Origin of the sequence: Haloprofundus salinisoli (assembly GCF_020097815.1) — an archaeon.
Taxonomy (GTDB): Archaea; Halobacteriota; Halobacteria; order Halobacteriales; family Haloferacaceae; genus Haloprofundus; species Haloprofundus salinisoli.
In genome coordinates, this window is the sequence record NZ_CP083664.1 from 184,538 (window position 1) to 203,380 (window position 18,843).

General features: G+C 61.8%; 16 protein-coding genes, 1 pseudogene and 1 riboswitch. Of the genes and pseudogenes, 6 read left to right on the forward strand and 11 right to left on the reverse strand.

Annotation, left to right across the window (positions count from 1 at the left end):
• Nucleotides 1-72: 72 nt before the first annotated feature.
• The 4 genes from hutH to hutU are packed head-to-tail and all read right to left on the reverse strand — an operon-like array spanning nt 73 to nt 5,510.
• Nucleotides 73-1,647, reverse strand: a complete 1,575-nt coding sequence (gene hutH / locus LAQ73_RS16575) for a histidine ammonia-lyase (RefSeq protein WP_224270802.1) — start codon at nt 1,645-1,647, stop codon at nt 73-75.
• Nucleotides 1,640-2,857 (reverse strand): imidazolonepropionase, encoded by a 1,218-nt coding sequence (gene hutI / locus LAQ73_RS16580; RefSeq protein WP_224270803.1) that lies wholly within the window; start codon nt 2,855-2,857, stop codon nt 1,640-1,642. Before hutI ends, hutH begins: the two co-directional genes overlap by 8 nt.
• Nucleotides 2,854-3,768: a formimidoylglutamase gene (gene hutG / locus LAQ73_RS16585; protein WP_224270804.1), complete on the reverse strand. Its 915-nt coding sequence runs from the start codon at nt 3,766-3,768 to the stop codon at nt 2,854-2,856. Before hutG ends, hutI begins: the two co-directional genes overlap by 4 nt.
• A complete protein-coding gene (hutU, locus tag LAQ73_RS16590; RefSeq protein WP_224270805.1) occupies nt 3,765-5,510 on the reverse strand; it encodes a urocanate hydratase in 1,746 nt (581 codons plus the stop codon). The genes hutG and hutU overlap by 4 nt, the downstream gene beginning before the upstream one ends.
• Nucleotides 5,511-5,596: 86 nt before the next feature.
• Between hutU and LAQ73_RS16595 the strand changes: the two genes are divergently transcribed.
• A complete protein-coding gene (locus LAQ73_RS16595) occupies nt 5,597-6,241 on the forward strand; it encodes a helix-turn-helix domain-containing protein (RefSeq protein WP_224270806.1) in 645 nt (214 codons plus the stop codon).
• Between the two features lie 524 nt (nt 6,242-6,765).
• On the opposite strand, the gene LAQ73_RS16600 is transcribed toward LAQ73_RS16595, so the two are convergent.
• Nucleotides 6,766-9,858 (reverse strand): MEDS domain-containing protein, encoded by a 3,093-nt coding sequence (locus LAQ73_RS16600; RefSeq protein ID WP_224270807.1) that lies wholly within the window; start codon nt 9,856-9,858, stop codon nt 6,766-6,768.
• Between the two features lie 313 nt (nt 9,859-10,171).
• Nucleotides 10,172-10,240, forward strand: a riboswitch (Fluoride riboswitch).
• Between the two features lie 9 nt (nt 10,241-10,249).
• Between LAQ73_RS16600 and LAQ73_RS16605 the strand changes: the two genes are divergently transcribed.
• From LAQ73_RS16605 to LAQ73_RS16615, 3 genes are all read left to right on the forward strand, one after another.
• Entirely contained in the window at nt 10,250-10,645 is a 396-nt protein-coding gene (locus LAQ73_RS16605; protein ID WP_224270808.1) for a CrcB family protein, read from the forward strand.
• Nucleotides 10,642-11,004: a fluoride efflux transporter CrcB gene (gene crcB, locus LAQ73_RS16610; protein WP_224270809.1), complete on the forward strand. Its 363-nt coding sequence runs from the start codon at nt 10,642-10,644 to the stop codon at nt 11,002-11,004. The genes LAQ73_RS16605 and crcB overlap by 4 nt, the downstream gene beginning before the upstream one ends.
• Before the next feature lie 86 nt (nt 11,005-11,090).
• Nucleotides 11,091-12,440 (forward strand): cytochrome P450, encoded by a 1,350-nt coding sequence (locus LAQ73_RS16615; RefSeq protein ID WP_224270810.1) that lies wholly within the window; start codon nt 11,091-11,093, stop codon nt 12,438-12,440.
• 86 nt (nt 12,441-12,526) lie between these two features.
• Here the strand turns inward: LAQ73_RS16615 and LAQ73_RS16620 are convergent, their stop codons facing one another.
• Nucleotides 12,527-12,715 carry a DUF4177 domain-containing protein gene (locus tag LAQ73_RS16620; RefSeq protein WP_224270811.1) on the reverse strand — a complete coding sequence of 63 codons (189 nt, stop codon included), beginning with the start codon at nt 12,713-12,715 and terminating at the stop codon, nt 12,527-12,529.
• A gap of 92 nt (nt 12,716-12,807) precedes the next feature.
• Complete coding sequence (locus tag LAQ73_RS16625; protein ID WP_224270812.1) at nt 12,808-13,206, reverse strand: hypothetical protein; 399 nt, start codon at nt 13,204-13,206, stop codon at nt 12,808-12,810.
• 324 nt (nt 13,207-13,530) lie between these two features.
• On the opposite strand from LAQ73_RS16625, the gene LAQ73_RS16630 reads away from it, so the two are divergent.
• Entirely contained in the window at nt 13,531-14,604 is a 1,074-nt protein-coding gene (locus LAQ73_RS16630; RefSeq protein ID WP_224270813.1) for a DUF7972 family membrane protein, read from the forward strand.
• A gap of 65 nt (nt 14,605-14,669) precedes the next feature.
• Here LAQ73_RS16630 and LAQ73_RS16635 read toward each other — a convergent pair whose 3' ends face one another.
• From LAQ73_RS16635 to LAQ73_RS16650, 4 genes are all read right to left on the reverse strand, one after another.
• Entirely contained in the window at nt 14,670-15,827 is a 1,158-nt protein-coding gene (locus LAQ73_RS16635) for an MFS transporter (RefSeq protein WP_224270814.1), read from the reverse strand.
• 103 nt (nt 15,828-15,930) lie between these two features.
• Nucleotides 15,931-16,227 carry a DUF3006 domain-containing protein gene (locus tag LAQ73_RS16640; protein WP_224270815.1) on the reverse strand — a complete coding sequence of 99 codons (297 nt, stop codon included), beginning with the start codon at nt 16,225-16,227 and terminating at the stop codon, nt 15,931-15,933.
• Nucleotides 16,227-17,765: a lamin tail domain-containing protein gene (locus tag LAQ73_RS16645; RefSeq protein WP_224270816.1), complete on the reverse strand. Its 1,539-nt coding sequence runs from the start codon at nt 17,763-17,765 to the stop codon at nt 16,227-16,229. Before LAQ73_RS16645 ends, LAQ73_RS16640 begins: the two co-directional genes overlap by 1 nt.
• A gap of 139 nt (nt 17,766-17,904) precedes the next feature.
• Nucleotides 17,905-18,588: a haloacid dehalogenase type II gene (locus LAQ73_RS16650; RefSeq protein WP_224270817.1), complete on the reverse strand. Its 684-nt coding sequence runs from the start codon at nt 18,586-18,588 to the stop codon at nt 17,905-17,907.
• A 109-nt stretch (nt 18,589-18,697) separates the two neighbouring features.
• On the opposite strand from LAQ73_RS16650, the pseudogene LAQ73_RS16655 reads away from it, so the two are divergent.
• Nucleotides 18,698-18,836, forward strand: a pseudogene (locus LAQ73_RS16655) (RNA-guided endonuclease InsQ/TnpB family protein); the annotation flags it as partial.
• Between the last annotated feature and the right edge of the window lie 7 nt (nt 18,837-18,843).

The window sequence follows — 18,843 nt, forward strand, 5'->3', positions numbered from 1 at the left end:
AAGAGGACATATCCACATCCTCCCGCTGCTGACGGGCGAGGCTTTCACCTCAAATTTTCCGTGATCAACCTCTCACGCTAGCGCCGCGTCGAGTGCCCCCTCTACGTTTTCGAGTAACGCATCGGTGCGAAGAATCTCCACCATTACCTCCATATCCCGATGGATGGGACGGTCGTCGTCCAGATGTTCGAGATGCTCTCGAACCGTCTGATACGCCGCGTCAGTTCCGATTCCTGGGGTCTGCTCGCCCACGAAATCGAGCGCCTGCGCCGCACAGGCCAGTTCGATGCCGACGACGCACAGCGCGGATTCGACGGCCTCGCGTGCGACGTACGCGCTCTGTGCGCTCATGCTGACGTGGTCCTCCTGGTTCCCGCTGACGGGGATGTTGTCCGTGGATGGACGCCCCTGTGATCGGATCGTACTCACGAGGTCGGCCGCCGTGTACTGGGCGATCATATAGCCCGAGCGAAGCCCGCTCCGTTCGGTCAGGAACGGGGGGAGATGCGCCTCCTGAACGTTGGGATTGAGCATCCGGTCGATCCGCCGCTCAGCAATCGATGCCAGTTCCGAGAGACCGCTCGTGACGTAATCCAGCCGCAGCGCCAGTGGTTGGCCGTGGAAGTTCCCACCGGAGAGGACGGCCGCCGTCTCAGTTCCGCTGGCTCGGTCGTCCGCTTCGTCTGCGGCGAACACGAGCGGATTATCCGTCGCGCTGTTGAGCTCAGTCTCGACGGCCTCACGAAGGTGTCGAATGGAATCTCGGACCGCTCCGTGAACCTGCGGGAGACAGCGAATCGAGTAGGCGTCCTGTACCCGGTCGCAGTTCCGATGTGACTCGACGATTTCGGAGTCGCGGGTGAGTCGACGGATATTCTCGGCACTCTCGGCCTGCCCTCGGTGAGGTCGAACGCGCTGGATGCTCGAGTGTGAACTTGCGGTCGTCCCCATCGTCGCCTCCGTGGTCATCGCGCCGGCGATATCCGCCGCGCGCATCGCGCGTTCGGCGTCACAGACGACGAGCGAGGCCAGCCCGAGGGTCAGTTGCGTCCCGTTGATGAGTCCCAATCCCTCCTTTGCTCGAAGCGTCACCGGTTCGAGATTCTTCCGCGTCAGCGCCTCGTCGCCGGGCAGGCGTTCCCCATCTACCGTGGCTTCGCCCTCTCCGGTGACGACGAGCGCGAGGTGCGCCAGCGGTGCGAGGTCACCGCTGGCACCTAAACTTCCCTTGGCCTTCACGACGGGATGGATACCCTCGTTCAACATCCCGGCGAGGACGTCCACGATTCGTTCTCGGACGCCGCTGTACCCCTTCACGAGCGCGTTGAGCCGAGTGACGAGCATCGCACGGACCTCCTCTTCGGCGAGTTCGCGGCCAGCTCCGGCAGCGTGACTCCGGACGAGGTTCTGCTGGAGCGTTTCGATGTCGTCTGCAGGAATGCGTTCTTGGACGAGCTCGCCGAATCCGGTATTCACACCGTAGACGGCCTGACCGGACTCGACGATGTCGACGATGCGTTCGCGTGACTCGCGGACGCGCTCGCGTGCCTCGTCGGGGACACGGACGGTCGCTCCCTCCTGGGCGACGCGTTCGACGGCTTCCGGCGTAAGCGATTCGCCGTCGACGATGACCGGGCCGTCAGTCACGGTGGACCACCTCCCCACCTTTGACGACCGTCTCGACGTTCCGCACGCCAAAATTGTACGGGAGGTGCTCGTAGTCGGGTACGCCGGCGACGACCAGGTCGCCGGGCGAATCTACCTGAAGCGTGCCCGTACCGTCCGTTCGGTCCAGCGCCTCGGCGGCCGTCGCCGTCGCGCTGCGAATGGCCGACGCGGGCGACATCCGCATGCCGTTGCAGGCGAGCTCGATTGCGAACTCCATACTCTGAGAGTAGCAGTTCGGGTTAAAGTCGGTCGCAATTGCGACCGGAATGTCGGCCGCCTCGAATGCGCTCGCATCGGCGTAGTCAGTCGCCAAGGAGAACGCGGTTCCCGGGAGGAGAACGGGCGTCACGTTCGCTTCGCCGAGCGCCGAGATATCCTCCGTCGTCGACTGCAAGAGGTGGTCTGCACTCGTGGCTCCGATTTCGGCAGCCAACTGTGCGCCGCCGAGCCGTTCGAATTCGTCGGCGTGAATCTTCGGCTTCAACCCGTGTTCTCGTCCCGCTTCGAGGACGCGACGGGACTGTTCGACCGAGAAAACGCCCGCCTCACAGAAGACGTCGCAGAACTCGGCGAGGCCGCGCTCCGCGATTGCGGGTAACTGCTCCTCGACGACTCGGTCGACGTATGCGTCGGCCTCCATGTCCTCTGGAACCGCGTGTGCACCCATGAACGTCGCAACCACGTCAATCGGGTGACGGTCGTTCGCTTCGGCGATGGCTTCGAGCATCTTCACTTCCGTCTCGACGTCGAGTCCGTAGCCGGACTTCACCTCGACTGTCGTCGTCCCGGAGGCGAGCATGACATCGAGCTGCTGAAGGAGATTCTGCACGAGTCCGTCCCGAGTGGCTTCACGCACCGCTCGAACAGTTCGCAGGATGCCGCCCCCTTCAGCGAGGATTTCTTGGTAGGTTGCGCCTCTGAGTTTCGCGGAGAACTCGTCGGCGCGGTCGCCCGCGAACGACGCGTGGGTATGAGGGTCGACGAAGCCCGGCAACACCGTCTTCCCGGAAGCGTCGATAGCGGCCGTCGCGTTCTCTGGCGGACGTTCTCGGGCGACTTCGTCAGTCGGTCCGACCGCGACGACCGCGCCGTCTTCGATGGCCACGGCACCGTCACGAATCGTCTCGAGTTCGCTGCCGTCGGTCGGCGTTACAACCTGCGCCGCATCGTGGACGACGAGGTCGGTCACGCAGACCACCCCGACAGGAAGTGTGCAATCGTCCGCGCAGCGGCGTCGACGGTCCGTCCCTCGGCGTCGAGTGATGGCGCGCACTCGACGAGTTCGAAGCCCGCGATTCGCTCGTCGGCGGCGACGAGGCGGACGAGTTGGAACAACTCCCGCGGCGTAAGACCGCCGGGCGTCGGGGCGCTACACCCGCAGTAAGTCGCATCGAGGACATCTATATCGACGCTGCAGTAGAGTCGATCGACGGAATCGAGACCCGAGAGCGCTCGGTCGACGGCCGCAACTAAATCCGCCGCGACTTCCTCTGCCGTCACGACGGTGCCACCGTTTTCGCGGACGTAGTCGTGGTAGGCCGTACTCGTCTCGAAGTGTCGAGCGCCGATACAGGCGTAGCCGTCGAGCCCGGCCTCGTGTAACTGGCGATAAGGTGTCCCGCTCGTCGGCCCGTTTCGGACCTCTCGAACGTCGAGGTGCGCATCGATGTTGAGCACTCCGATGCTCGCCGCTTCGAGCAACGGTGCGACGTTCGGGACGGTCACCGAGTTGTCGCCGCCGAGAAACACGGGAAGCGCATCGAGTTCATGAACCGCCTCGACGGCCTCTCGGATGGCGTCTTGCACTTCCGGGACCGACCCTGCAGGAACCTCCACATCGCCGAGGTCAGCGATGCTATCGACGGGGCCTACATCGAAGTGATGCGTCTTCACGGCTGCCAACGCGTCCCTGATAGCCGACGGACCCTCCGCGGCTCCGCGCCGGGAGATGACCGCTCCGTCGTACGGTTCGCCGACGAGGACGATGTCGTATCCGTCCGCGCTCGCGAGGTTCGAACTCTCGACGACATCGCCGAACTGTTCGTCGATGGGGTCCGACGACGTTCCCGTCCAGTCGACCGGTTCGGTGAGAGTGCTCATTCCTCCTCCCGCATCGGGATGTGAACGCCCGACGCCGCTGCTTCCTCCACTGCGTCCTCGTACCCGGCGTCTACGTGGCGGACGATACCCATACCGGGGTCCGTCGTGAAGACGCGCTCGGCTTTCTCGGCGGCGAGATCGGAGCCGTCGAGGACGACGTGGTTGTTGGCGTGGAGCGAATTTCCGATGCCGACGCCGCCGCCGTCGTGGACGCTCACGATATCGGCGCCGGCCGCGCAGTTGAGCAAGGCGTTGAGAATCGGCCAGTCGGCGACGGCGTCGGAGCCGTCTCGCATCGCCTCAGTTTCGCGGTTCGGGCTGGCGACGCTGCCGGCGTCGAGGTGGTCGCGCGTGACGACGACCGGCGCGGTAATCTCGCCGTCGGCTACGAGTTCGTTGATACGGAGGGCGAACCGCGCACGCTCGGTGAGACCCTCGTCGTCGGTCTCGTATCCGAGCCAACAGACGCGACTCGGCAGACCCTGAAACGACACCTGCTCCTGTGCGAGGTCGATCCAGCGGTGCAGCTGCTCCTTCTCGGGAAAGAGCTCCGTCACCGCTCGGTCGGTCCGATGGATGTCCGCCTCCTCCCCGGAGAGAGCGACCCAACGGAACGGCCCCTTCCCACGGCAGAACAGCGGTCGGATGTACGCCGGGACGAATCCCGGGAAGTCGAAGGCGTTCTCCATTCCGCGGTGTGTCTGCACCTGTCCGCGGATGTTGTTGCCGTACTCGAAGGCCACCGACCCTCGTTCCTGCATGGCGAGGATACCTTCGACGTGCCGTTGCATCGTATCGAGACTCTCCTCGACGTATCGTTCTGGGTTTTCCTCGCGCAGCGCGTCGGCTTCTTCGACGGTGTACCCCGCCGGGTAGTAGCCTTCCAGTTCGTCGTGTGCGCTCGTCTGGTCGGTGACGACATCCGGGACGAACTCGCGTTCGAGCAGTCCGTCGAACATATCGGCGGCGTTCGTGTGCACGGCGATAGAGAGCGGCTCTCCGTTCTCCGCGGCTTCCTCGGCGAGTTCGATGGCTTCGTCGAGGTCGGCCGTCTTCTCCATACAGTACTCCGTCTCGATTCGCCGGTCGATTCGGTCCTCGTCGACTTCGGCGGCGATGCAGACGCCGTGGTTCATCGTCACGGCCAACGGCTGGGCTCCGCCCATACCGCCGAGGCCGGCGGTGACCGTGATCGTCCCCCTGAGCCCTTCGCGGTCGGGGAAGTGTTGACGTGCCGTTTCGGCCAACGTCTCGAACGTTCCCTGGATGATGCCCTGGGTTCCGATGTACGCCCACGACCCGGCGGTCATCTGCCCGTACATGATGAGCCCTTTCGATTCGAGTTCGTGGAAGTGCTCCCAGTTGTCCCACGCGCCCACGAGATTCGAGTTCGCAATCAACACCCGAGGTGCGCGCTCGTGGGTCGTGAACCGTCCAACTGGTTTCCCGGACTGGACGAGCAGCGTCTCGTCGTCGGCGAGCGTTCGGAGTTCCGAGAGGATGCTGTCGTACGCGTCCCAACTTCGGGCCGCCCTGCCGGTCCCGCCGTACACCACCAACTTCTCGGGGTTCTCTCCGACTTCCGGGTCGAGGTTGTTGTTGAGCATCCGGAGGGCGGCCTCCTGTCGCCACCCTTCGCACTCGATCTCCGTTCCCGTCGGTGAGCCCCGATATTCGAGCCATTCCGATGAGGGGGTCCCGACTCCGTGCGCTGATTCGGTCTCGGAGCGTTGGTCAGTCATGCGTACGTATACCATAGACCAGTGAACCCATAGTTTGGACTCTCCATGCGGAAAGGGATTTAAATAACGGGGGCTAGTACGAGACGATGCACAAGGCGGTGTTCCGAATCAGGAGTGACAGTCCCTACGCGAGTGCAACGGCGGGGAACGACACTCGAATCGAACTGTGGTGCAACGACCACTGCGACTTACTTCACGTCGAAGGTGACCTGCAGAGCGAGGTCGTCGGACGCGTCGAGACAACGGTCGGCGTCCGAGAACAGATCGAAAACGGTGACGATCGGACCATCATCACGGAGGCGTGTCTGAAAGAGCACCGAGACGACTATATCGAACGTCACATCGCCGCAAACGGGTGTCTTCTCCTGCCGCCTTTGCGGTACGAACACGGCGCGAAGATCGTCCGCGTGCTCGCGCTGGACTCCTCGAACCTCGCGGCGTTGTACGGCGACATCTCGGCAGCGCACGAAGTGACGGTCGAGTCGAAGCAGGAACTGACGTCGATCAGGTCCGAGACGCCAGTCCTCTCGGCCAGCACGTTCCTTCCAGCCCTTTCTGAACGGCAACGAGAAGTGTTTCTCACCGCGTACGAGCACGGTTACTACGAGATTCCCCGCGGAACGACGACCAGCGAACTCGCAGACGTGGTGGGCGTCGGCCGTCGAACGGTCGAACACCACCTCAGACGCGCCGAGGAGAAACTCGCCACCGCGTTCGCCGAGTATCTGTGATATACTCACAGCGCTGAGCAACGAGCTGTCACTCGGGTTGAGGCAACGTTCGTAGCACGAGAGAGACGACCGACGTGGGCTAGAACGAAGAGCGGCCGAGGGCGGCCCTGGGTGTCCTCTGACACAGGGAAGGGGGTGGTAAACAACCGCGGGTCAGGTGACCCAGGGAACTCTCGCTGTTTTCTTTTAGATTTTATCTGAAACGAGGGAAGGAAGGGGAAAGTGGGGAGTACCCCTCGCGGTGTGGTACAGTTGCCGACGTAGGAGTGAAAGCCATCTGATGGATTCCCGGGACGAAGGCTTACTTCCGGAGCGTCGACAACTATGCAAGAGGTTCACGACTACGTCAATAGTTGTTCGTATTCGACAATGCGAGTGAATCTTAAAACGTTCTTCTGGTAATACAATACCAAACTCGGCTCGAATTGACTGCTTTGAATACAGCGATACTGAGTACAAACCCTATATGTAGCACACTTTGTCGTCCGCTCAAACCGAGAGCGGTGTCATTCAACACCACTGAGTCATGAATCGTGGGAACGTGCGGCTGAAAGCGTGAACGAGAACGTCGTCCCCTCACCGGGAGTGGAGTCTGCCCAGATTTCGCCTCCGTGGCGCTCGGCGATTCGCTCGCACAGCGCCAGGCCGATGCCGCTCCCGTCGTATTCGCCACGTGTGTGAAGGCGTTGGAACACATCGAAGATGCGGTTTTGGTCGTCTGGATCGATACCGATTCCCTCGTCGCGAACCGATACGGTCCACCTGCGGCCGTTGCGTTCGGCCGAGACGTGGATCCGCGGCGGTTCATCACCGCTGTACGTGATTGCGTTCTCGAGCAAGTTCTGGAACACCTGGCGGAGCTGACTGGCGTCACCCTCGACGCGGGGGAGGTCGTCGGCGGTAATCTCGGCGTTGTGCTCTTCGATCTGCAACTGGAGGTCCAACAACACTTCGTCGAATACCGCGTTGAGGTCGAGGGGTTCGAGCGGGTCGCCATTCGTCTCGACCCGTGAGTAGGCGAGCAGTCCCTCGATCATACTGCGCATTCGATCGGCGCCGTCTACTGCGAACTCGAGGAACTCTTCGCCCTCCTCGTCGAGCACGTCCTCGTACCGCTGTTCGATCAATTGGAGGTACGCTGAGACCATCCGCAGAGGCTCTTGAAGGTCGTGAGAGGCAGCGTAGGCGAACTGTTCCAGGCGCTCGTTCGTCTCTTCGAGCCTGTCGATCACCTCTTCTAATCGCTGTTCGCGCCGATTGCGTTCGGTGATGTCCTGGGCGGCCCCACGGAGCGACACGACATCGCCATCAGTGGTCTCGGGTACCCCTTGAATCCGAAGCCAGCGCAGCTCGCCGCTGGGCGTTTGGAATCGGGCTTCGACATCGAAAGGATCTCCCGAGTCGAGTGCCTCCTCGATAGCAGTCCTAACGACTGGCCGGTCGTCCTCGTAGTAGATATCGAGGGCTCGGTCCAGTGGCGGTTCCTCGTCGAGGTCCACTCTCAGAAGCTCGAAGAGGTAGTCGGTCCAGAACACCTCCATCGACTCCGGCTTGATCTCCCAGCCGCCGACATCTGCGATGCGTTCGGTCTTCTCGAGCATATCGAGTGCCCGTTCGAGTTCGCGTTCGCGCTCTATCTGCTCTGTGACATCGCGCGTTAACGCCACATGGGTGATAGAGTCGTTAGGGCTTTGCAGAGGAGCTGCATGCGTTTCCATATGTCGGCGCGTGCCCTCTAGACCGATGATGTCGAACTCCAGAGTCCCGCTTTCACCCTGACAGATCCGCTCGTTGAACTCACGGAACATCTCGCGGTGTTCGGGGGCGATCAGATCGTAGATGCAGTTGCCGATCACGTCCGAGTCTGAGTCGGCTTCCACCATGTCCAGTCCGGCGGGGTTCATCTGGAGCAGAGTACCGTCGGCGGCGACGGTCTTGATGCATTCGGGTGTGGTCTCGACGAGCGCATTGAGATGCTCAGTACGCTCGCGCAGCTCCTGTTCACGATTGCGGCGTTCGAATTCGTACTTCACCCACTGGCCCATCAGGCGGTGGAACACGCGTTCAGTCTTCGAAAATCCGGCTTCGCGCGGGGTATTCGAGACGAACCAAAACGTTCGGTCAAGATCCTCCTCGAATTCGAGGTGCGAACCGAAGTACGTCCGAACACCGAACTGCTCATAGCAGAGCTTGTCGGCGAATCCGTCGTGGATGGGGTCGGTGACTGAAACCGGGTCGGCTTCAGTCTCTTCCGAGTGAGCATCAATGGGAACCCGGCAGTAGGTCTCTGAGAGGTCGGTCCGCGCCCCGGGGACGAGGTGGTCGTGGTCGCCGCTAACGTACTCGACTTCCAACAGGTCGGTCTCCGGGTCGACTTTGGCCACCCCGCCCACGTCCAGGCTGAAACACTCACAGCCCAGTTGAAGGATTGCCTGGAGTTTTTCGGGGAACGTCTGATCGGGATCGGACGTGATCTCGTACAGTCTCCGTTGGACTCGTTCCCATTTTCTGCGCTCGCTAACGTCACGGACTACCGCGAGCATGGCTGGATGACCGTTGTGCTCCATTCGAGACGCAGATATCTCGGTTTGAATTTGGTGACCCTCTTTGGTCTCACAGGTGAGCTCTGCTATCCACCCTGTATCCTCCTCGAACACTTCCCTGACGAATTCTCGGAACTTGTCGAGTTCGTGGGGGTGTATGTCGGCGGGACTCAGATTCAGCAGTTCGTCATACGTGTAGCCGAGCATCTCGGTCGCGGTCATATTCGCGTCGACAATCTCGTCCGCCTCGGGGTCGACGACGATAATGGCATCGTGGCTGCTCTCGACCACTCGCTCGAGATACTCTCGCCGTTCCTTCGACTTCGCCTTCACCTCGGTCCGCTCTTGCAGCGTCTGCATCATACGGTCGACCTTCGTCTCCATCTTCTCGGAGCCGAAGAACTTCTCGGGTGGTGTGTAATAGAAGTTCTGCGAGACGGTACTGTCGGCGATGATGTACGGGTGGGTCTTGATAATGCCGTGGATGACGGACGCCGGGAACCGCTCTCGGTTGTACTGACACATCACGACGTAGTCTTCGGCCCGATAGAGCGAGTTGAGCATAGCCTCGTACTCGACGAGATCGTCGGTGCTCGTCTCCCCATCCAGTGCCCACGTCATCTCGGCGGCCGCTCTGAGTCCTGTATAGCCGCTTTCGTCTTTTGCCTCTTCGAGCGACTCCTCCCAAAACGTCAGCATTGTGGTCCGATCGAATTCGCCGTTCCGCCGGTACGTGTCCGCCGGTGTGACGACGGAGAGCGCGCCTGATTCGAGGGCGGCGTCCACGTCGATGCCGTGGTCCCCCATCGCCGTCAGGACGTCTTCTCTGGAGTTGTCATCGGCGACGTACAGACAGCGCTCGCCCTGATCGAGCCCCTGGCAGATGAATGGAATCGCGGACGCGAACTGGTCGTCGCGATTCTCGTAGATGAGAGCGAAATGATCCGTCGAGTGGTCATGGTCATCGAGGAGTTCGCTCGGGTCACGAGACGCAAAGCTCTGACGCCGTCCTTCGAACTCGCTCTCAGAGCCCCGCTCCTCCCGATGGTTGCTGCACCTGACTTCGTTACTCACTGTAAAAGGAACCTTATCGAACGCCCTTAACAGTAGGCATTACCGAATCGCACAATACCATTTTGTTCTCTCACCGTCTCAGGGGAAACTCTGGCGCAATCTCTGCTGAGCACACCCTTTCTATTCAGTACGCGATTTCTGTCGCGAATTACGGATTTCAACCGAGCCGTCTATCTACATCCATACCGTCGGACTGTGTCTTGGTCACCCGTTCTCGGCGATTTACCTGAATAGGGGATACGAATCGTCGCCATGCGCGCTGGCGGGTCCGACACTCCAACAGCTATTTATCGCCCCGAACGCGACTCGTGGCCGTAACTCGGGCAATGGAGTCTGCCTGACCCAACCGCCGAACTCGTCGGCTGATGACTCCTTCTCGTCAGCGTCATCTATGTCAGAGGCTACTCGCCATCCGCTCGTCCGGCTCGAATCGCTCACACTCGTCGCAATCGGCGGGTTCGCCGGGTCGAACCTTCGATACTTCGCGGACCTCGCTTTGCCGGGACTGCTCGGAACGCTCGTCGTCAACGTGGTCGGGAGTACGGTCCTCGGGTTCATTCTGTACGAGACGCTGTACTCGGGTATCTTAGCGAAGGAGACCCGTGTCGTCGTCTCGACGGGCTTTCTCTCCTCGTTCACCACCTACAGCACGTTCGCGCTCCAGTCCGCGCAGGCACCGCCGCTGTGGCTCGTTGCGAACGTCGTCGCCAACTACGCGCTCGGGTTCTCCGGCGTCCTCGTCGGGCGACAGATGGCTCGGTCCGTCGACCGGCGGTGGTCGCGGTGATGGAGGTCGACCCCGCCCATCTCGTCGGCACCGGCGGGGCCATCGGTGCGTTGCTTCGACAGTACGTCAGCCGAGCCGTCGACTCCGAGTCGTTTCCGCTGGGAACGCTCACCGTGAACGTGCTCGGTACCTTTCTACTCGGCTTCGCCACGTTCCTCGGCACGGATTCGACTGCGCTATTGCTGCTCGGGACCGGTGTCTGCGGATCGTTTACGACGTTCTCGTCGTTCTCGGTGCAGACCGTTCGACTCTGGGAGACGGGTGACCGTCTCCGGGCGGTCGGAAACGCCGGCGCAAACCTGCTCGGGGCAGGCCTCGCACTCGGTATCGCGTGGGCTCTCGTTTGGGTACTCGGCTGAGTCTCGCCCGTCTCCAGAAGTAAACTTCCCCAGACTCGGTGCTAGTTGAAAAAGACCGAAGAGGGTCACGCGCAGAGAGACGATCAATGACCTCCAACTCACAACCCGCGACCGGCGAACACCCCCCTGGCCCCGACGGGTTCCCGGTCGTCGGGTCTGCCATCGCCTCGATTCGCGGTGGGCTGACGTTCAGCGAACGGATGGCACGTGAGTACGGTGACGTCGTCCACTGGGAGGACCCGACCGGTCACGTCTACCAACTCAACCATCCCGACGATATCGAACGCGTTCTCGTCCACAACAACCAGAACTACGAGAAGGGCGACGAGTTCCAGAAGATTCTGGGGCCGCTGACGGGCAACGGAATCTTGAACAGCGAAGGCGAGACGTGGCGACGGAACCGCCGCCTGGTCCAACCGTCGTTTCACCCCGATCGGATTCAGGTCTACTCGGAGATGATGACCGACCTCACCGGGAAGATGCTCGACGGGTGGACGGACGGAGAGGCGTACTCCATTCACGAGGAGATGATGGAACTCACCCTCCGAATCGTCACGAAGGCGCTGTTCGGCGTCGACATAGACGAGTACGTCGACGAAATCGAAGCGGCGATCGAGGCGTTCCTGCCCGCGACGGCTAGCCTGCCGAACGTACTGCTTCCGGAGGACGTACCGCTTCCCTCGCGTCGGCGGATGGCGAACGCCCGCGACACGCTCGACCGTGTCGTCGACGATATCATTCGGCAAAAGAAGCGAACTCCCGGTGAACACGACGTCATCTCGATGCTTCTCGCGGCGCGCGACGAAGACGGAGAGCCGCTCGCGGAGAAACAGATCCGAGACGAGGCGATTACGCTTCTCACCGCCGGTCACGAGACGACTGCCGTTTCGATGACCTACACCGCGTTCTTGCTCTCGCAGCACCCCCAGACCGAGGCGAAACTGGTCGCGGAACTCGACCGCGTACTCGGCGGTGAGCGGCCGACGATGGCCGACCTGCCGGAGCTGACCTACACCGAACAGATAATCAAAGAGTCAATGCGGCTGTACCCGCCGGTGCCTCGCATCGTTCGCGAGTCCGTCGACACCGACGTCCTCGGCGGCTACCGCGTCCCGCCGCAATCGAAGATCATGCTGAACCAGTGGGTCGTCCACCGCGACGCCCGGTGGTACGACGACCCGCTCGCGTTCGACCCGGAACGGTGGACCGGCGAGTTCGAGCGATCGTTACCACGACTGGCGTACTTCCCCTTCGCCGCCGGGCCGCGGCGCTGTATCGGTGACCGATTTGCGATGCTGGAAGCCCGCTTGATACTGGCGATGATGTACCAACAGTTCCACCTCGAACTCGTTTCCAGTCGGACTATCGAGGTCATCCCCACGGTGACTTCGCGTCCGAAAGAAGATATCCTCGTGACGGTTCACGAGCGGCAATAGCCGTTGGAAAATCGAGGATTCGCTATCGGTAACTCGATGGCCATGTAATGTTCAGTGTGTTCATCCATCGAGTACACTAGACGTGTTCATTGAATGGGCCGTTCGAGAATGAGGAACTTCGTACCGCCGCCGACGTATTCGATCGTCTCGACGAGTCGCCAACCATCGGCCGCGTACTCGTTCAAATCTTCCTTTGGATCGGCGGACTCCTTCTTCGTCGCCTCACGCGGAACTCGAAGACTCTCGTACTCGAAGCGGGCGGTGTCTCGGCTCATGTGTGATGGATAGAACGCAGACGCTCCTAAAGATGGGCCTCACCTCGAACGGAGGCGATGGCCGATGTATCGAGTCACGCCGGACCGGGCCGTCACGGATACGTCGACCCGCCGACAGTCACGTTCTGTCGGGCGACGACAGTTCCGTTGACGGTGTTGACGGCGTAAATCTGTGCCGTCTGGTTGGTCGGCAGTACCACCGAGACGTCCGTCTGTCCGGTGTCGACCGTCGTCGTGTAGAACGACTCGCCGCTCTCGGAGATCACCCCCACTTTCGTGACGCCGCGTTCTGTCGTCGCCGTGGGAGTCAACGTCACCGATGCGTCTATCGACGACGTTCCCCAGTGGTCGGTCGTCGAGACGTTTGCGAAGACGGTCGGATCGCTCGACTGCGGACTCACCGTGGGTGAGACGGTGAGACAGCCACTACAGACGAGAAGCGCCAAACTGAGAAGTGCGAGCCGTCGTCGCCACACTGTTGAATACTCCATACCTACGAGTAGTTCAGGAATCGTTATTACAGCAGTGGCTCCGGTGGCCCACAGTGAGTCGGCAGGTACAAAATCTCCGGCCGACGTGAACCTTTTGGACGCAAACTCAAGTGGAGGGACGCTGTCGATACGGTATCTACAGATGAACCAAACAGCCAAGCGCCGTTCGGTTGTCGGCTGTCGACCCTCCTTCGACCATCGGTCGTGGGATTCGATACCGACTCCCCCGAAGCCGAACCCCCCCTCGCTCCTCCGAGAGGACGTCCAGACGAGCGTATCGGGATATGTGATAGCTGACTCGAACGTTCTGCGGGTATCGTCTCGATGAGCGACGACACCTCAGACAACATCGACACGCAGGAGGAAGACCCGAACTTCAACCTCACCGTCGGTGAAGACATCAGCACCGCGAACACGATGCGACAGCGCAGCGGCGAGACGAAAATCAAGATGTGGGTGGTGCTCGAGGGTTCCCGCCTCGTCGTCACGGGCTTGCTCGCCATGTTGATCTTCAGTGTCTTCGTCTTCGGCGGGACGCAGTTCTATCGGCACTTCCTCACGGACGTACAGAACCAGGACACCCTTGAGACGCTGTTCTCGACGATGATAAGCGCCATCATCACCGGCGTCACGCTGGTATTGACGATCACGCAGATCGTCATCTCCCAAGAGAACGGCCCGCTCGGTGACCAGCGGAGGCGCATGAGCGACACGATGGACTTCCGCGAGTACACCGAAGAGATAATCGGTTCGCCAACGCCCGCGGACCCGTCGGCGTTCCTTCGCGCGCTCGTCCTCCAGAGCAAAGCGTACGCCGAGCAACTCCGCAAATCGGTCTCCGGTACCGACAACGACGAACTCCGCGAGGAAGTCGACGAGTTCACGAACAGCCTCATCGGCAACGCCGACGCCGCAGCAGACAAACTCGAAGGCCGCACGTTTGGCACCTACACTGTCGTTTCGGCGGCGCTGGACTACAACTACGCCTGGAAAATATTCCAGGTCGAGCGTCTCGCAGACGACTACGTCGACACGCTCTCGCCGGAGACGATGTCGATTCTCGACGAACTGAAGACCTCGTTGACGATGTTCGGTCCCGCTCGCGAACACATCAAGACGCTGTACTTCGAGTGGGAACTCATCAGCCTCTCGCAGAACATCCTCTATCTCTCGGTGCCGGCGCTCATCGTCGCCGGATTCACTACGACGTATCTGGGCGGAAACGCGCTCCCCGGCGGAACGCTGGGCGTTCCGAACCTCATCTGGTGGACGTCGGCCGCGTTTGCCATCACGTCGATGCCGTTCCTCCTGCTCATCTCGTACATCGCCCGCATCGCGACAATCGCAAAGCGGACACTCGCCATCGGTCCGTTCATCCTCCGGGACTCACAGCGCTGACCGGCGACTCCGCCTGTCAGCGTCGCACCGACCGAAATCGATTCTTCGAGAATCGCCGAGAGAGATTAGCTCGGGAGCCGACCTGCGCGCTCGAACACTACGAGAACGAGGATACTGAGCCCGAGTGCGACTGCGGCGTTCGCAAACACCGTATCGTAGGTGTAGCCTCGCTCGATTAGCGTCCCGACCGCGGACGAGCCGAGCGCTTGCGTCAGCATCCACACCGAACTGAACACGGCGTAGGCACTCCCCCGCGTGGAGTCCGGAAGCGTGTCGAGGAGATACGTGTCCACCGCCGGGAACACGGCGTGAGCGACGAATCCGAGGAGACACGTGACGACGCCCACGACCAGCAGTCCCTCCACTATCGTCAACAGGTACACGCAGGCGGCGAACACACCGACGACGCCGAGCAGATACGGAATCTGCGGCAATCGGTCGGCAAGGTCGCCTCCGACGAAGAACGCCGGTACGCCCGCGGCGAACACGATAGCCAACATCGCTCCCGCCGCCCCGTCCGAGAGGCCCTTCGCCTGCATGTACAACTCGTAGAAGTTGAACAGCCCTTGCCAGACGAACACCGCCGCACCGACGATTGCCAGCGACGTGACGATGATACGCCACTCCGAGAGCGCGCCGGCGATGAAGTCACGGTCCGCCTGCCCCGCCGTCGGCATGTCGATGCGACTCGCGGCAATCCACGTGTAGGCGGTCACCACCGCCGCGCCGGCGGCGATCGCCCACAGCGAGAGTCGCCAGTCGACGAGCAACGTGAGCGCGACCAGCGGGGCGGCTATCACCGCCGCAATCTGACTCGCTACGCCGTGGATGCCGATGACGCGGCCGACCCGCTGCGGATACAGTTCGCTCAACAGCGGGTTCGCCGAGACGAAGTACACGCCGGAGGCGATGCCCATCAGAAACGCGCCGACCATGAGATGCGGAATCGTCGTCGCGGTAGCCGCGAACGCCGACGACAGCGCGAGAATGACGCCGGAGACGACGACGATGTGATGTCTCGGAACTTTGGTCAACAGCCACCCGGTCGGCAGTCGGAGCGACGCGCTTCCGACCCACGCGAGCGTGACGATGAGCCCGGCGGTCCCCTCTCCAATCGAAAATTCGGCGATAAATACGTCCAATAGCGGTGCGAAGACGATTCTGGCGAGGTTGAGCAGAAAGACGAGGCCACACAGAGAGCCGAAGAGACGAGCACGAGACACAGGTTCTGGTTTTCCGTAGGAAGCCTCAAGGTTTCCGTTTCCGGAAGTTCTACGGTAACGATTCGCGCAATTCGGTCCTGCCACCGATTCCGCTCTCGCCCATTCAGAATTCGTCGGAGTCTCCGTCAGGGTCTTCCTCGGGCAGACGTTGGGAGAGTTGGTCGAAACGGTTCTGTGCAGATTGGCGTCGTTCGCCGGTCATCTCTGCGTCGTACCGGAGTTCGACGCGCGTATCGTCCGGACGCCCGAGCGAGAAAATCGCATCCTGATGTTGGCCGTCAGTCGGCAGCATCGCCGTCGGTAACACGAGTTCGTCGACGAGTTCGCCGTCTTCTTCGACCAACAGTACGGCGTCGTCCCCCTCGAAGCGGTCGACGACGAGTAGTGTGGATTCGTCCATCAGTAACGCTCCTCTAATACTACCGTCCCGGCGTCGTCGCTTACGCGTATCGTATCGCCGCCGTTGTTCCAGACGGCGCTGCCGGACCCCCAGTACAGTTCGGAGTCGGTGTTGGACCCCTCACCCGTGTACAACGTCACTTGAGCATTGGGAGCGAGCGTGAACCCCGCTGGGAACGTGTACGTGTGACCGGCGTCGTCCTCGACGGTCCATCCCGTGACGTCGAGCGGTTCGTCACCCGTGTTCTCGAAAACTAGATACTCTCCGTTCGTGTTCTGGTGGTCGTTACCGGGAGCGTCCGCTCGGACCGTCACGAGAGACAGCTCGGCAGTCGTTTCTCCGTCGGTGTCTGTAGTCGTCTCCGTCTCCGCGGTGGAATCGGAAGCGCCGGTCGTCTCTTCGGTCTCGCCGGACGAACTGGACCCGTCAGACGAGGGTTCGTCCGCCGTCGGCGTGCTCACTCCGCCGTCGGTCGCCACCGGCATCGGCGTGGCCGAGACGCCGCCCGTGAGCGTCACCCGCTCGACGACCGGATCGCTGGTTCCGGGTTCGAGCGGAGGCGCGGTGCGCAACTCCGTCGCCGACGTCGTCGCGTTTCGCTGCGTCGCAACCGTCAGATTACGCCCGTCACTCGTGAGAACGGTGTGTCCGTGGACGGCGGTCCAGTAGGTCGAAATCGAACGCTCGCCGAGACGTGCGAGCGTCTCTTCGTGCGGGTGCCCGTACTGCGACTCGTAGGCGCTCGAGACGACCGCAACCTGCGGCGAACTCGCGTTGAGGAGCGCGTCGCCCGTGCTGGAGCTGCTGCCGTGGTGTCCCGCCTGGAGGACGGTCGCGTTGAGTTGTTCGCCGTACGTCTCGACGAGATACCCCTCACCGGCGGATTCGGCGTCGGCGGTGAACAGGAAGCGCTGTTCGCCGTGAGTCACCATCAGGACGATGCTGTTCTCGTTTCGTTCTCCACCGGCGAGCGGCTCTGAGGGCGGTCCGAGCACGGAGACGTTCGCTCCCGCGACCGGGAGCGTGTCGTTCGAGACGACCCGGTAGAGGGGAACGTCGTACTGCTCAACCGCGTCGAGATACGCTTCGTACGTCCGCGAACTCGACGCGATACCCGGGTCGTAGACGGCGCCGACGCCGTCGGCTTGCGTTTCGTAGTACTCGATGACGGTCGCGTGTCCACCGATGTGGTCGGCGTCGGCGTGGGAGGTGACGAGGTGGTCTATCCGGGTGACGTTCTGCGATTGGAGATAGGCGAGCACGTAGCGACCGTCGTCGCGCCAGTCACCCGAGTCGATGAGCATCGTCTCGTTTTCCGGCGTGACGACGAGCGTACTCGTGGACTGTCCGACGTTGATGTAGTGGACCTCCAACGTCCCGTTCGCCGTCGACGCGGCGATAGACTGTGACGCGGCGGCCGCCTCGGACGCCGATTCGGTTCGCGGTTCCGAGGGCGCAACCGTCTGACCACCAACGCAACCCGACAGTACGACGAGAAGTACGACGACGAAGACGGTAGAGATGCGCCGAGTGAACATATGTTTGACACGCAGTGACAGGAGAAAAAGCGTGACAATAGTCCACGCACGCTACTCTCTTGGGTACAGATACGAACGAGCAGGGAGTTACCCCTCCAAGCTCCGGTTCATCGTAGGCGCAACGACTGGATTCGACCGCTCAGACGTCGAGTGCGTCTGCCAACTCGAAGAACGTCTCGATAGTGAGATCGGGTTCTCCGCCGAACGTCTCCCACGGCGACCCCTTGCGGTCGACCCAGGCGCTCTGCATCCCGGCGTGTTTCGCCCCCATGACGTCGAACCAGCCGGCGGTCACGTGGACGATCTCGTCGATCGGCGTTCCAGCCCGGCCCGCGGCGTGTCTGTACAGGTCGGCGGCGGGTTTGAACGTCCGTATCTCGTCGGCACTGATGGTGTCTTCCAGGAGGTCGCCGATGCCGGCGTGGGCGACCATCGAATCGAGCATCTCCGGGTTGCCGTTCGAGACGACGTAGCAGTCGTAGCCGCCGTCGCGCAGCCGTTCGATACCGTCTCTGACGTCGTCGAACACATCCAGTTCGTGGTACACCGCGAGAATTTCGTCGCGCTCGTCGGTGCCGATGTCGGCGTCGTAGGCGTCGAGCGCGTACTGCAGAGCATCCCTGTTCATCTCGTAGAACGGCTGGTAGGCGTCGGTCTGGTTAGCGACGAACGTGTATTCGAGCGATCGCGACCGCCAGAGTTTCGATACCGGTTCCGGGTCGTCGACCCGTTCGGCCAACGCCTGCTCGGCGGCGTCGACGTCTACCAGCGTGCTGTACGAGTCGAACGTCACCGTCGACACCCGCTCGGCATCAAACGTCATATCGGTACCGTACGGTCGTCTTCGTCTTAGCTCTCCGGAGGGTGTGCGGCGGGGTCGACAGTCCGGGTGAGTCCTCCGAACGGCTCGACGACCGGCGCGACGGAGTCCGTCCTCGAGTGGAGGTGCACCCTGTCAGTGTACGCTAACGTCGGGACGCTAAATCTGAACGGCGATTTTAACGCCTTCGTCGATTCGACGGCAGAAGGTGGTCCACTGACAAGCCCACGACTTCAGTCGTAGTTCACTGACGAGTGT